Consider the following 13,267-nt stretch of genomic DNA (forward strand, 5'->3'; position numbering starts at 1 on the left):
TCGTTCCACCGGATTTGTCACGGCGCGCCGATCGCCCAAATGCTACGGCGGATCCTTCAAATCGGAGTGCAGACGCGGGTCCGGTTTGGGACGCGCGCGCGTCGGGCCGACACGCCCGCCCCTCGTGCTTGCGACCGTCCGGCCTTGCTTTCAGGAACTGGTCGCAACACCGACGCCCAGGGAAAGGGCGCCGGTCCCGAAAACATGCAGTCGAGCGCTGCTGCCATCTTGCACGAGCTCAGCGCTCCTTGAACGCCCGCCCCGCCTGGTCCTGCAGCGGCTTGAGCAAGTATGAAAGCGCGGTCCGCCCTGCCGTCTTGATGAAGACCTCGACGGGCATGCCGGGCAGCAACTTGGCCGAGCCGAGCTTCGCCAGCTCTTCCGGCTTCAGCAGGACGCGGCCTGTGTAGTAGCTGGTGCCGGCACGCTGATCCTGCGTGATGTCTGCCGAGACCATGCTGACCTCGCCATCGATTTCGGGCGTGGTTTTCTGGTTGAATGCTGCAAAGCGCATTGTCGCGGTCTGCCCCACATAGACCTGGTCGATATCCTTCGGCGCGATCTTGACCTCGACCGCAAGCGAGTCCGCATCAGGGACGATCAGCATGATTTGCTCGCCGGGAGAGATCACCCCCCCAACCGTATGCACGCTGAGCTCGTGGACGCGACCGGATTGTGGCGCTCTGATATCGACGCGATTCAACTGATCCACCGCCGCAGTCTTGCGCTCGCCCAGCTCGGAGAGTTTCGAGCGCGTTTCAATCAAGTCCTTGCCGACCTCCGTCCGGAGGTCCTGGTCGATTTGAATGATCTGGAGTCCAATTTCGGAGATCTTGCCCTTCGACTGCGCGATCATCCCTGCAAGCTGGCTGCGCTCGCCCTCGATGCGGGCGGAGTCGCGCTCGAGGGAATTGAGCCGCGTGATCGGCACCAGATTCTTTTGCCAGAGGCTGCGTACGCCCTCCAGCTCCTGGCGGATGAATTCCACTTCCTTCTGCTTGGCCTCGGACTGCCCCGTATAGCCCTTAATCTCGTTTTCCAGCTGCGCGCTCTTCTCCTGCAACTGCGCTTTCTGGCCGCTCCTTGCCTGGCGGCGGAGGTCGAACAGCTTCCGCTCCGCAGTGATCGCACGGCTCGCCTCGGAGTTGCTCTCCTTGGCCCGGTCGAGCAGCACCTTGGGAAACACGACCTGCTCAGCACCATCGCGCTCGGTTTCGAGACGAGCCTGCCGCGCCAGCAGCTCATCGATGCTGTTGGTGACAATCGTCGCATTCGCGAGCGTCTGCGTCTGGTCGAGGCGGATCAAAACGTCGCCTGCATTCACCCGATCGCCCTGGCGCACACGCAGTTCTCCCACAATTCCGCCAGTGGCGTGCTGGACCTTCTTGACGCTCGAATCCACCACGACCACGCCCTGAGCGATGACCGCGCCAGACAACTGGGTCGTCGTCGCCCAGCCGCCGACCCCAAAGGTCACCAGAGCGAGCATGATCATTCCGACGATCATGTAACGTTGGATCGACTGCAACGCCGGCGCTACCTGACCGTTCATCGGCCGCCTCCTTGAGCTTCCGCGACGACCTTGAGCGGTACCGGATTCCGCAACACTCTCTTGAGAACCTCCTCTCGCTTGCCGAAGGACTGAACTCTGCCTTCGCCGAGGCACAAGACATGGTCCACACCTTCCAGCGCCTTCGGCCGATGCGCGACAACGGCCACGATCCCTCCGCGGCGCCGCACGTTCAGGATCGCCTCGGTCAGGGCCTCCTCGCCCTCCGCATCGAGATTGGAAGAGGGCTCATCAAGCACGACCAGGAAGGGTTTGCCGTAAAATGCGCGCGCAAGCCCGATACGCTGCCGCTGCCCCGCCGACAGCGCCAGCCCTCCCTCGCCGATCTTCGTGCTGTACCCGTCCGGCAGGGAGAGGACGAGCTCGTGTGCGCCCGCGGCATGAGAGGCTTCCAGAACAGCGGCGGCGGTTGCGTTCGGGTCGAAGCGCGCAATGTTCATCGCAATGCTGCCGTCGAACAATTCTACGTCCTGGGGCAGATAACCGATGTGCTTGCCGAGGGCGTCCGAAGACCAGTGCTCGAGGGCGGCGTTGTCGAGCCGGATCCTGCCGCGAATGCACGGCCACACCCCAACCAGCGCACGCGCCAGCGTCGACTTGCCGGATCCGCTCGGACCGATGATTCCGACTGCCTGCCCACTCCGCAGCTGGAATGACACTTCGCTGAGAGTGGGTCTCTCGGAGTTCGGAGCACCGATATAGAGGTTCTCGGCGGTAAGGGTTGCAACAGGCGCAGGCAATGCCAACCGCTCCTCCTCGTGAGGCAGAAGCTTCAGCAAGTGATCGAGCCGTTGCCCCGATTGTCGCGCGGCGACGAATCCCTTCCAGTTCGCAATGGCCATTTCGACAGGCGCAAGGGCCCGCGCGGTGAGGATCGATCCGGCAATGATGATGCCGGCCGTCGATTCCTGGTTGATGACGAGGACGGCGCCAACGGCAAGAACCAGCGATTGCAAGATCGCCCGGAAAATCTTCGAGGCACCACCGAGTCCGTTTGCGACATCGCTGGCCCGTTCATGGGCTGCGAGGTACTTCGCGTTGACATCCCGCCAACGCAAGGCCGCTTGTTGCCGCATGCCCATGGCCTGCAGAACTTCGGCATTGCGCCGTCCCTCGAGCGCGAGGGCAGTTCGCGAAACGGCGAGACGCGAGCTCGCCTTCGCTGGGCCTCGGGTACGCGTTTCCGTGAGCATCGTAATGCCGACCAGCACCAGCGCGCCAACCAGCGCGGTGACGCCAATCCAGAAGTGAAAGAAGAAGCAGACGCCGAGATAGATCGGCATCCAGGGCAGATCGAAGAGCGCCGTCGGCCCTCCGCTCGACAGGAAGCTGCGGACCTGATCGAGGTCCCGCACCGGCTGCAGGCCGTCGCCATCCGCTCTGGTCTTCAAAGGCAAGCGAACAAGCGCATCGAAGATGCGAATGCCGAGACTTTCATCGAAATACCGACCGACCCGGGAGCTAATCCTGCTCCGCACGAGATCGAGCCCGCCTTGAAACAGGTAAAGCACCGTCGCCAGAGCCATCAAGGCGACCAGAGTCGGTATGCTGCGTCCGGGCAGCACCCGATCATAGACTTGCAGCATGAAGAACGAGCCGGTGAGCATGAGTAGATTGCTCATGCCGCTGAAGGCCGCGAGTGCCCAGAAAATCCGGCGGCAAGACCGCAGGAAAGCGGACAACTCTGACTGCGACTCGTCATAGTGATCCTCTGGCCGGGGTCGACCAGCGAATATCCGTTGCCGCACCGCTTCGAGCAGGTCCTTTGCCCAGCCGATCAGCTGTGGCGTCTGCAGTTGAGCGTTTTCTGCCCGCTGCCGTCCGGCTGTCCAGAGTGCTGATATGTGAAGAAGTGGAATTCGATAGAGATTCGCGGGCGGGGGGAATACCCCCCGCCGTCCAAAGTCAATCATGGCTGCTGCCCTTGAACTACGCCATTGTTGGAAGATCCCCCAAGAGATCACCAAGGCAGTTGTTGAAGACTACTCTGTGTGGATGCCGTCCCTTACGCGAAGTGGAAGTCGTTGCTGGTCAACGCGCCGACCTTGGTGTTCTTCAGCGTAAGCGTATCGCTCCCCGTCGCGATCACGACATCGGTACCTGACTGGGTCGCGTGGGAGAGAACGCTGGCAAAACTGTCGAACACACTCTTGCTGAACTCGATCGTGTCGTGAGCAGGTCCGCGGGCAACGAAGCCCTTGATCACGTCGTTGCCGAAGTTCGCGCCAAACACGAAAGTGTCGGCCTGGCTGCTGCCAACGAAGGTGTCATCGCCGGACGTGCTCGTCAGAGTCGTGTTGCCCGGCGAAGCAATGAACGTACTGCCCGCAATGGGAGCGGTGCTATTGGTTGCAGTGGACGACGTAGCTACGCTGGAAGTACCGATCTGCCCGTCACTGTTCAGATCCTGATGGAAGCTGGTCTCCAGCGTCTTGAGGCCAGAGTCCGTACCCGAGACCGAGCCCCCCTCCGTGGAGCCGGTCAGGGAGCTGACATGGGAGACGTAGTTGCCGTTATTGTCGGTGTTCCACGCCGTGTACTGACCAGTGCTCGTCTCCTTCCAGGCAACTTGATAGCCCGTCGCCGTCTTCTCCGCACCAATGGGAGTCCAGGTGCCATCCGACCCGTTCACAAACTCCACACCGTTGTCCTTCAGCGTGGGGCCCGATCCGGTGCTGCCGTTGAGATAGTATTTGCCGCCACTCTCAACGAGACTTGTCACACCAGCCGATTCGATGACCTTGCCAGTCGTCGGCGTTGGCGATGTCGGGGTGGTTGCAGTAGAAGTACCGATCTGCCCATCACCGTTAAGATCCTGATGGAAGCTCGTCTCGAGCGACTTAAGGCCGGAGTCCGTACCCGACACCGAACCACCCGACGTGGAGCCGGTCAGGCTGTCGACATGGGACACGTAGTTGCCATTGTTGTCAGTATTCCACGCCGTGTACTGACCGGTGCTCGCCTCCTTCCAGACAACCTCATAGCCCGTCGCGGTCTTCTCAGCACCAATCGGTGCCCAGGTGCCATCCGACCCGTTCACAAACTCCACACCGTTATCCTTCAGCGTGGGGCCCGATCCGGTGCTGCCCTTGAGGTAATATTTGCCGCCGCTCTCAACGAGAGTTGTGGCGCCAGCTGACTCCACGACCGTGCCGGCAGTCGGCGACGAGGGTGACGTCGGCGAGGTCGGTGTGGCTGGCGCGGAGGTGCCGGTGATGCTGGCCGTGAAGGCGGTGGACGCCGCGCCGGTATTGCCTGCTGCGTCCGTTGCCGTCGCGGTAAGGCTATGCGAACCGGCCGCAAGGGCGCTGCTTGTATAGCTCCACCCGCCAGTGCTGCTTGCCGTCGCGGTCCCGATCTGGGTCGTGCCGTCGAACACCTTCACGACGCTGCTCGCTTCGGCACTGCCCGACATCACCACCTGATTGGCGGTGTTCACCGTATGGCCGGCAATGGTCGGTGCAGTCGGAGCCTTGGTATCGACGGTGATTGCCAACGCAGACGACGCCACGCTGGTCTGACCCGACGAACTGGTTGCCGTTGCGGTCAGCGTATGCTTGGCGTCGGTCAGGACCTTTGTGATGTAGTCCCAGGCGCCGCTCGAGTCCGCAGTGGTCGAACCGATCTGGGTCGCACCGTCGTAGAACTTGACGGTGCTGCCGGCAGCAGCGGATCCCTTGAGCTCGATCGTATTGTCGTTGGTGATCTTGTCGCCGGCGGTGCCGCTGTCGGTCGAGAACGACGCGATGATGGGAGCATCCGGCACAGTTGGCGCCGTCGAGCCCGAGCCGCTGTTCGCCGATGTGTTGAGGGTCGCGATAAGGCTCCCGCTGTCATCCACATTGCCGGTGTAAACTGGGGTGTTGCCGGTGAATGCGGTCGGGCCCCAATAACCTCCGCCCATGTGATTGTTCGTGATCGAGACTCCCGTGACCGAACCGCCGTTGAACTGGGCCGAGCTGTAGATGTTGTAGCCACCACCATACAATAGATTGTTGTCGACAACGACGTTCGAGACAGGTCCGAAGTAATTGTCGATCATGATCGCTGCCGTTTGAGTGTGGTCGTTAATGACCGTGTTATGGCGGATCGTGATGTCGTAGTTTTTCCCGTCAATCGAGATACCGTCGTAGTGAGGCGATCCCGATGCGATCATGTCGTGGATGTAATTGTCCTGAATGAGGGTATTCCCTCCATCCACGCCGATCCCATTCTCAACGTTGTAGATGTTGTTGGCGATGAACGTTCCCTGACCCATGATTCCATAGTCGCCGTCGTTGCCCGAGCCGACGCCATTGATCTCATTGTGCTGGATCACCGCACCCGTTACCCCCGTCGCAACCCTCACGGCGTAGAACGCATCCGTCGTGACCTTGCAGTTCTCCAAGGTGACATTCGGAGCGTTGATGTAGACCGATCCATGGATGTCGAGGCCGCTGATCACGGCTCCCGCGGTATTGATGACGAGGTCCCCGTAGTAAGGAGTGAGGGTCACGCCCGCCGACACTCCAGTGTTCGTAGCATCAGGCCACGCAGTCGTCGTTGCCAAGATATTTTTCTCCTTCGCAGTTAAATCGAACGTGCAGCGCACGCAGGTGCGCCATCCCCAAAGGCGCGCCACGGCCGGTGTCATGCTCCATCGGCGGGGGCTTTTTTGGGACAAGATGGGGGCGCCACTTGGGTCATTTTTTGGGTGCAACGCGCGACCAAATTCAACGCGATTAAAAAAACCCGAAGTAACACCGCCATATAAGCCGCGACAGACTGCGAGTGTTCGCGCGTTGCCGCAAGAGCACACTGCCGACTTATTCACCTTTATCTTCGCAGACGGCAACGAGCGCGCAGCTTCTCATCGCCTCCTGGCATTTTCGCAATTTAATTGCGGATATATATTTTTAACAACTTCACCAAAGGCTCGCTTCAAAAAGACCGCCAGACCACGATTGGGTGGGAATCGATTCTCTCCGTTCGACGGATCTCGCGCGAACTCGTCAGCAGAGTTCTGCCGGGGACAGCGGAACACAGGCGCTCTTCTGAGGTGTGGCAGTCGAAGGCTGTCGAGGAGCTATTTGGAGGGAGATCAATTTCGGTTGCGTATCCGTAGCCCTTGAAGCGCGCGAGTCCTCATGCCCGGAAATCGATCGCCGCTGAGGCGAGGCTCGCCGCGTAGTCGCGACACGGCAACAAATGAGAATACAGCCATTCCCTCCCGGTGAAGACGCCGGTTTTCCACTGCCCTGGACGACCTCACATGCGAGCGATCTGGTCTGGACGGCGGAATGGCAATGGGCCACAATATTCTCGTGCATCGAAGTGGAGCCTTGCTAGGCCGAAGATTGTCCCATTTCTACAGATCGGAAGTGATGATCCATGCACTATTTCCGCGAGTCCGTTTACCGAGTACTCGATCTGATTTTGACGCCCGTCGTTCTACTTTTTGCTCCACTTGCAGTCCTCCTTGGTCGCCTCCGTGATCGAGCTCCCTTGTCGAGGTCAATCTGTGACAGATTTCAGTTCGCCATCGTGCGGCATCACTACTATGAGCCGATCGTTCTCGCGAAAGACCTGAAGCGCGACCTAGATCTTCCGCGAGAAATCGCCGGACTGGATCTAAACGAAGCAGCACAGCTTGAGCTGGTCGAGCAATTTAGGTACCGCGACGAACTGCTCAAAATTCCAACCGTTCAAAAGAAACCCGACGAATTCGGATACCACAACGGCTCGTTCGAGCCTGGAGACGCCGAATTTCTCTACAACATGATACGTCACTTCAAACCCAAACGGATCGTCGAGGTCGGGAGTGGCAATTCGACCCTCATGGCCCGCCTCGCGATAGAGGCGAACGGGAGGGACAGCCCGGGCTATCGATGCGAGCAGATCTGTATTGAACCGTTTGAGCAACCTTGGCTCGAATCAGCGGGTGTCACGGTCCTGAGAAGAAAGGTCGAGTGCTGCCCAGACAGCCTTTTTGAGGCGCTGGGAGAGAACGACATTCTCTTCATCGACTCCTCACACATCATTCGCCCGCAGGGCGACGTCCTGCACGAATACCTGCACGTACTCGGCCTCCTCCGTCCCAACGTGATCGTGCATGTCCACGACGTCTTCACGCCGCACGATTACCCTGCTCAATGGCTCCTTCGCGATCGCTGGCTATGGAATGAGCAATATCTCCTGGAGGCCTTCCTGAGTTTCAACGCACATTTCGAGATCATTGGCGCAGTTAACTGGCTTGCACGCAATCACAAGGCTAGGCTGAACAACGCATGTCCGGTTCTGATGCGCGAACCGTGGCGGGAGCCAGGATCATTCTGGTTCCGGCGTGTGGATAAATAGGCGACCTGAGGCCGCAGATGATCTACCGAGGACCAATGGTGCGCCCGGTCGCGCTATCTACGTTTTCCCGCCACACCGGGAGGTTTTTCACAATCGAACTATAGCCCCACCTCCCTCTGCCCATGCGATTCTTGGTGAACGAAACCCCCTCGACCGATCCGCCATTGAACTGCGCCGAGCTGTAAACCGTGTATCCACCGCCCATCAGCAGGTTGCCGTCGACTTCGATGTTGGAGATCGGTCCGAAATAATTGTCGATCATGACCGCGGATGTCTGCGTGTGCCTGTTGATGACCGTGTTGTGCCTGACAACGATGTTGGCGTTGCCGCCATCGATCGAAATGCCGTCATAGTGCGGAGAGCCGGACGCAAGGAGATCATGAATGTAGTTGTCCTGAATGAGCGTATCAGACCCAGACACACCGATTCCGTTCTCCACATTGTAGATGTTGTTTGCGATGAACGTACCCTGACCTACTATGCCATAGGAGCCATCATTGCCGGAGCCACCGCCGTTGATCTCACAGTTCTTGATCACTGTGCCAGTGACACCGGGCTCGATTCTCACGATGTAGAAGGAGGCGGAAGTCACCTTGGAATCGATCAGCGTTACGTTCGGTGCCTTGATATAGACGCGGCCTTCAATATCGAGGCCCGAAATCGTGACGCCGGCCTGGTCCGCTACAACGTCGCCGGAACGCGTTAGCTTGACATGCGGACGCACCCCCGTATTCGTAGGGTTGGGCCATTCGGCCGTGGGTATCGGGTCGCGCTCCGCCGCGCGCGCAACAATGTCGTCTTCCCCGGCGCTCACGACTAAAAGCAACAAGAGCGATTGAATGAAGATCGACCGTCGCATCCGCAGGTGCCCTTGCGTCCGTTATTGTGCCATCCGCTCCTTCGGCCGGCCCATCTCGCCTCTCAATCCAGCGACGAGCCCTTCGATCGCTGCACGGCTGTTGCTTGGGGCTCCCTGCAGTAAGAACCTGAGTGCATAAAGGACGGAGACCGCAACTCTAAGAGGCAGCGACCATGGGAAATGTCGGCGTACAAAGCGAACGCAGTTGCGGTGCTGGAGGTAAACGGAGAGCACTGGTATGGCCGATGAACCTTTGGCGGATCCCGTCGTGGTGCCGCGCTTGTGAACGACGATCGAGTCGGCGGCATAACCGAGTCCCAAATGTCTTGCGCGCAGTCCCCAATCCATATCCTCGTAAAACAGGAAATAGCTCTCATCCATGAGACCAATCCGTTCGATGCACCAGCGGGTCACATACATCGATGCCCCCGAAGGGCTATCCATCGCGTCTTCGACGGCCGCGGTGTTGCAGGATGCATTGAGAAGGTCTCCCAGGCCGATGGCAACGTCTCTCGCGGCCAGCTTCTGCCAGGAGAGCCCACCGCGGAATCTCACGTGATCCGCATCGAGGCTGTCGAGAATAGTGCTGCCCACCATTGCCTTTCGACCGGACTCCGCCCGTTTGTGTAGCGCGGCCAGGGCGGACTCGGTCGGCTGGGTATCTGGATTCAAGATCCAGATCGCCCGCCAAGTGGGAATTGCAGAGAGTGGGCGCAACCACGCATTTATCCCACCGGCATAGCCAAGATTGTCGGAGGCGCACGCAACCCAGACATTTGACGATCTCGCTCGCAGAACCAGGCGCTCCACGCCGGTAAATCGGCTGATGTTATCACCTATTCCGGTTCCGCGAGCCTCGCCCCGCAGGCAAGGGCCTCCCTCGCCGACCAGAGCTGAGACCAAGTGGTAATAGGCATCCTCGCCACCATTCTCGCAAATGAAGACGTCGAAGGCCGGCGAAGTGGTCGCACGGGACAATGCCAGTAGACATTCGACGATGTCATGCGGGTTGCGATAGCCAACGATAAGCACCGCGACCTCGGAAACGAGACTTTCCGCCAACCCATACGAGGCATCCATCTCGGTTGTTTTCAATCCGATCGCCATGGGAACTTCCACGTTGACATTTAAATTATTATATATATTCGATATCTTTAAATGCCACTTATTGCAATTGGATTTATTTTGTTTAATCTGACGCAGTGATTGCCGCGCAATGGGGCCGAGGTCCTATCCTGATGAATCTGAAGCCTTTTGCCCGTTTTGCATATGCAAACATCCCCGGCGTGGCGGCGGCGCGATTTGCCTTCAAGGACGCGGCGGCCTCATACCTCCCGAAACCCGAGTATAGGGGTGTCACGTGGACCGCCAGAGCAGATGGTCTGATTATCGATATCGGGGCGAACCGCGGACAAAGCATTCAGGCCTTCAAGAGGTTTAGACCACAATCGAGCATCGTCGCTTTCGAGCCGGAACCCCTCTCGGCCAAGCGGCTCAAGACTCGATTCTCCGAAGATCGGTCCATCTCGGTATTGCCTTACGCGCTGGGGGCCAGGCCGGGCACCATTACATTCTTCGTTCCATCATACGGTTGGTGGGCGTGCGATGGTATGGCGGCCACCTCCCGCGAGGCCGCGACCGAATGGCTGAGCGATTCCGGCCGCATGTACCGCTTCGATCAGTCCAAGTTGACCGTGGGCGAACACAGAATCGAATGTCGCACCCTCGATTCCTTTGCGATGGCACCCTCCCTGATCAAGGTGCACGCTCAGGGGGCCGAACTGGACATCCTGCGAGGATCAGTACACACGCTAGGCCGATACAAACCAGCACTGATGTGCGCATTTGCATCGGACGAGATTTCTCACTTCGTTTCCGACATCGGCTATCGGCCTTACGTCTTTCAGGATCGACGCTTCGTGAAGGGGCTGGCGCCGCGTTCAGTCACCTTCACGTGGTATTTGACTGACGATCACAGACGCCGCGCTCAGATCGAAACCGCATCGCCGGGCAAGGCGACCCTCTCATGAGCGTCACGGTTACAGGCGGCGAGTTCGGGCTGACGAGAACAGCCTCTCCGAGAGTTCCCGAGCGATGCAGTACGCTGCCGGCTTGGCTGCTGCTGATCGGACTCGTTCTGCCGGCGGCGCAAGTCCAGCTATACCTCGCCGATGCGAAATTGACGATTGGGCGGATCGGAATCCTGCTCCTCATAGTACCTGCGGTGGCAAGGCTAGTCAGGGCCGGTCGTCACATGCTCGCCTCGGACTATCTTGCATTCGGCGTGGCAACATGGATGTTCGCGGCAGCCTACTACACGAGCGGCCCGAGTGCGCTCTCGTCGACGGGCGCCGAGAGCCTCGAGTTTCTTGGGGGCTACCTTGTGGCGCGCGGCTTCTTCTTTGGCCCGGCGGCGATCTATAGCTTCATCCAACCATTCAGGATCGTGACTGCTTACGTCGTCCTGCTGGCGCTCTTCGATAACCTTTCGGGCCGGCTCATTGTTCAAGAAGCGTTTTCTGCCGCTTTCGGCGGCCAAGCGCCACTCTCGCCCGACTTCAGGCTGTACTGGGTAAGAGCTGCCTCGACGTTTGACCACCCAATTCTGCTGGGCACCTACTGCACCGTTGCTTGCGGCATCTTTCTGTTTTCGGAGCAACGCCCGTTGTCAAAACTGCTCTGGGCGGGACTTTGTGTTTTCGGCTGCCTCTTGTCGTTGTCCTCCGCGCCCCTTTTGTCGTGTCTCATTGTCCTGATGCTCTACCTCTATAATGCGGCACTGAAGGAATATTCCGGGCGTTGGTCCGCGCTCCAGATGTGTCTCGCTACCATCGTTGTCGTGATAATGGCCGTCGCCAATCACCCGCTTGGCTGGATCATCTCGCACCTGACCTTCGATCCAGTGTCGGGGTACTTTCGAATGTTGATCTGGGACGCGGCCACCCAAAAGATCATGGAGTCTCCTCTCACCGGATACGCGTTCGACCGACTCAATCACGACATTCTCGATACCACCATCGATTCTGTGTGGCTGGTATTCGCGCTCCGGTTCGGACTTCCGATGATTTTCCTTCTTGCCCTGACAAATATGGCGAGCGTCCTGCCGGTAAAACGCCGCTTCAACGGCGTCATGGAGGATCCCAGCGCGCCAACTCTGCGCATCGCCTTCACCATCGCGGTGGTGATGCTCATGTTCACCGGGCTAACGGTTCATTACTGGAACTACCTCTGGATATTCTGGGGAGTTTGCATCGGCATCAGGGCGTCGCTGCGCGAGTTCTCGATGTACCAGGCTTGAACCCGGCAAACGCGCCAGAATGTTCTCGCGGCAGCACCGTGAGCCGTTTGCGATCGGCGCGTTGAATGCCGATCTTGACGCATCCCAGAAGCTCGGAGCCGATCACGGCGTCCTTAACCGCTCGATAGCCGGCCGCAGCAACTGCCATCCCCGCGATCCCAATCGCCGTTTGCAGGCGAGAAGCCACCAACGACGCGATCGCGTAACCTCCGGGTCCAGCTTCGACGCAAGCGCCGAGAGCCGTTCCGATAACCCAACGTCTCCCTCATTGAAGGCACGGCTCGCACAACTGATCGCGTCGAGCGCTAAATGGCGCATCAGCCAGAACCTGAGCTCATCGGCGTCGGGAAGCACGGCGGCACAGCGATCCAGAAACCGCTCAAACGCCAATTTGCGTTGATGGAAGTCTTGCTCGGCGGAATATCCGCCCGACATGTTAGTTGAATGTCGCCGATACACAGCCTGGATGGCATCGATATACCCGACGGGACCATGCGCTGCGAACCGGAGCCACATCTCCATATCACCGCTGTGCGTCAAATCGGGTAAGTATCCCCCCACTTTCTTCTGCAGGCTCGTTCGCACCACCACGCTCGGCGCCAACACTATATTCCTGGCGCCGCTAATTCTGATGAAATCGTGGCCAGACAGTATCCTTGTTCCGGGCCCAAGTTCCGCCGGCGGTGCCAGCATCTCCTCCCGCCCCTCTTGGAGTGCGACCGCCCCGCCAAACGTGAGGCCGACCGACGGATTGTCATCCATCAGCCTCACTGACCGCTCAATCGCGCCGGGCATTAAGTAATCGTCCGCGGAGAGCAAAATCATATAGTCGGCAGCGGCCCAGTCGATCCCCTCATTGAAGGTAGCAATATGGCCGCGATTAGTGGCATGCCTGCGAAACTCGACCCGAGGATCTGAACAGGCCAGTTCTTGCGCTATTTGAGCTGTACTATCCGTGGACGCATCATCAATGATCAGCAAGCGCAACTCGGGTCCGCACTGCTTCAATATGCTTTCAGCGCACTCCCTGAGAAAATGCCCATACTGATAACAAGGAATGATCGCATCGACGGAACTCATGAAGGTCTCCGGGGAAGCGGCTTGGTTGGTCTCAGAGCCCTGCAAGAGAAACTCGGTTGCGCACGATGTTAGGTCGGCTGTTCATCAGGTGACGAACCGACATACGATCGCGCACACCCAAAGT

General features: G+C 59.0%; 9 protein-coding genes. 3 read left to right on the forward strand and 6 right to left on the reverse strand.

Annotation, left to right across the window (positions count from 1 at the left end; genetic code table 11):
• Nucleotides 1-238: 238 nt before the first annotated feature.
• The 3 genes from ACNJYA_RS23660 to ACNJYA_RS23670 all read right to left on the reverse strand — a co-directional run bounded on the left by ACNJYA_RS23660 (nt 239) and on the right by ACNJYA_RS23670 (nt 6,203).
• On the reverse strand, nt 239-1,552 hold the full coding sequence (locus ACNJYA_RS23660; protein WP_172784609.1) for an HlyD family type I secretion periplasmic adaptor subunit: 1,314 nt from the start codon (nt 1,550-1,552) through the stop codon (nt 239-241).
• Complete coding sequence (locus tag ACNJYA_RS23665; protein WP_271500833.1) at nt 1,549-3,483, reverse strand: type I secretion system permease/ATPase; 1,935 nt, start codon at nt 3,481-3,483, stop codon at nt 1,549-1,551. Before ACNJYA_RS23665 ends, ACNJYA_RS23660 begins: the two co-directional genes overlap by 4 nt.
• 92 nt (nt 3,484-3,575) lie before the next feature.
• Complete coding sequence (locus ACNJYA_RS23670; RefSeq protein ID WP_439363505.1) at nt 3,576-6,203, reverse strand: Ig-like domain-containing protein; 2,628 nt, start codon at nt 6,201-6,203, stop codon at nt 3,576-3,578.
• A gap of 737 nt (nt 6,204-6,940) precedes the next feature.
• On the opposite strand from ACNJYA_RS23670, the gene ACNJYA_RS23675 reads away from it, so the two are divergent.
• Entirely contained in the window at nt 6,941-7,906 is a 966-nt protein-coding gene (locus tag ACNJYA_RS23675) for a class I SAM-dependent methyltransferase (RefSeq protein ID WP_439363506.1), read from the forward strand.
• Nucleotides 7,907-7,928: 22 nt separating this feature from the next.
• Here the strand turns inward: ACNJYA_RS23675 and ACNJYA_RS23680 are convergent, their stop codons facing one another.
• Together ACNJYA_RS23680 and ACNJYA_RS23685 are read right to left on the reverse strand one after the other, a co-directional pair.
• Entirely contained in the window at nt 7,929-8,765 is an 837-nt protein-coding gene (locus tag ACNJYA_RS23680) for a right-handed parallel beta-helix repeat-containing protein (protein WP_172784607.1), read from the reverse strand.
• A 21-nt stretch (nt 8,766-8,786) separates the two neighbouring features.
• Complete coding sequence (locus ACNJYA_RS23685; protein WP_439363507.1) at nt 8,787-9,872, reverse strand: glycosyltransferase family 2 protein; 1,086 nt, start codon at nt 9,870-9,872, stop codon at nt 8,787-8,789.
• A gap of 131 nt (nt 9,873-10,003) precedes the next feature.
• Here ACNJYA_RS23685 and ACNJYA_RS23690 point away from each other — a divergent pair, with 131 nt between their 5' ends.
• Nucleotides 10,004-10,795 carry an FkbM family methyltransferase gene (locus tag ACNJYA_RS23690; protein ID WP_260383188.1) on the forward strand — a complete coding sequence of 264 codons (792 nt, stop codon included), beginning with the start codon at nt 10,004-10,006 and terminating at the stop codon, nt 10,793-10,795.
• Nucleotides 10,792-12,063, forward strand: coding sequence for a hypothetical protein (locus ACNJYA_RS23695; protein WP_260383187.1), 1,272 nt, complete (start codon nt 10,792-10,794; stop codon nt 12,061-12,063). Before ACNJYA_RS23690 ends, ACNJYA_RS23695 begins: the two co-directional genes overlap by 4 nt.
• A 102-nt stretch (nt 12,064-12,165) precedes the next feature.
• Here the strand turns inward: ACNJYA_RS23695 and ACNJYA_RS23700 are convergent, their stop codons facing one another.
• Nucleotides 12,166-13,143, reverse strand: coding sequence for a glycosyltransferase family 2 protein (locus ACNJYA_RS23700; RefSeq protein WP_212256465.1), 978 nt, complete (start codon nt 13,141-13,143; stop codon nt 12,166-12,168).
• Nucleotides 13,144-13,267: the final 124 nt, after the last annotated feature.

This window comes from Bradyrhizobium sp. BLXBL-01 (assembly GCF_051853025.1).
Classification (GTDB): domain Bacteria; phylum Pseudomonadota; class Alphaproteobacteria; order Rhizobiales; family Xanthobacteraceae; genus Bradyrhizobium.

Bases quoted from the DNA above. Each gene is read 5' to 3' on its own strand.
- ACNJYA_RS23660 (WP_172784609.1), bottom strand. From the start codon at position 1,552: ATGAACGGTCAGGTAGCGCCGGCGTTGCAGTCGATCCAACGTTACATG.
- ACNJYA_RS23665 (WP_271500833.1), bottom strand. From the start codon at position 3,483: ATGATTGACTTTGGACGGCGGGGGGTATTCCCCCCGCCCGCGAATCTC.
- ACNJYA_RS23670 (WP_439363505.1), bottom strand. From the start codon at position 6,203: ATGACACCGGCCGTGGCGCGCCTTTGGGGATGGCGCACCTGCGTGCGC.
- ACNJYA_RS23675 (WP_439363506.1), top strand. From the start codon at position 6,941: ATGCACTATTTCCGCGAGTCCGTTTACCGAGTACTCGATCTGATTTTG.
- ACNJYA_RS23680 (WP_172784607.1), bottom strand. From the start codon at position 8,765: ATGCGACGGTCGATCTTCATTCAATCGCTCTTGTTGCTTTTAGTCGTG.
- ACNJYA_RS23685 (WP_439363507.1), bottom strand. From the start codon at position 9,872: ATGGCGATCGGATTGAAAACAACCGAGATGGATGCCTCGTATGGGTTG.
- ACNJYA_RS23690 (WP_260383188.1), top strand. From the start codon at position 10,004: ATGAATCTGAAGCCTTTTGCCCGTTTTGCATATGCAAACATCCCCGGC.
- ACNJYA_RS23695 (WP_260383187.1), top strand. From the start codon at position 10,792: ATGAGCGTCACGGTTACAGGCGGCGAGTTCGGGCTGACGAGAACAGCC.
- ACNJYA_RS23700 (WP_212256465.1), bottom strand. From the start codon at position 13,143: ATGAGTTCCGTCGATGCGATCATTCCTTGTTATCAGTATGGGCATTTT.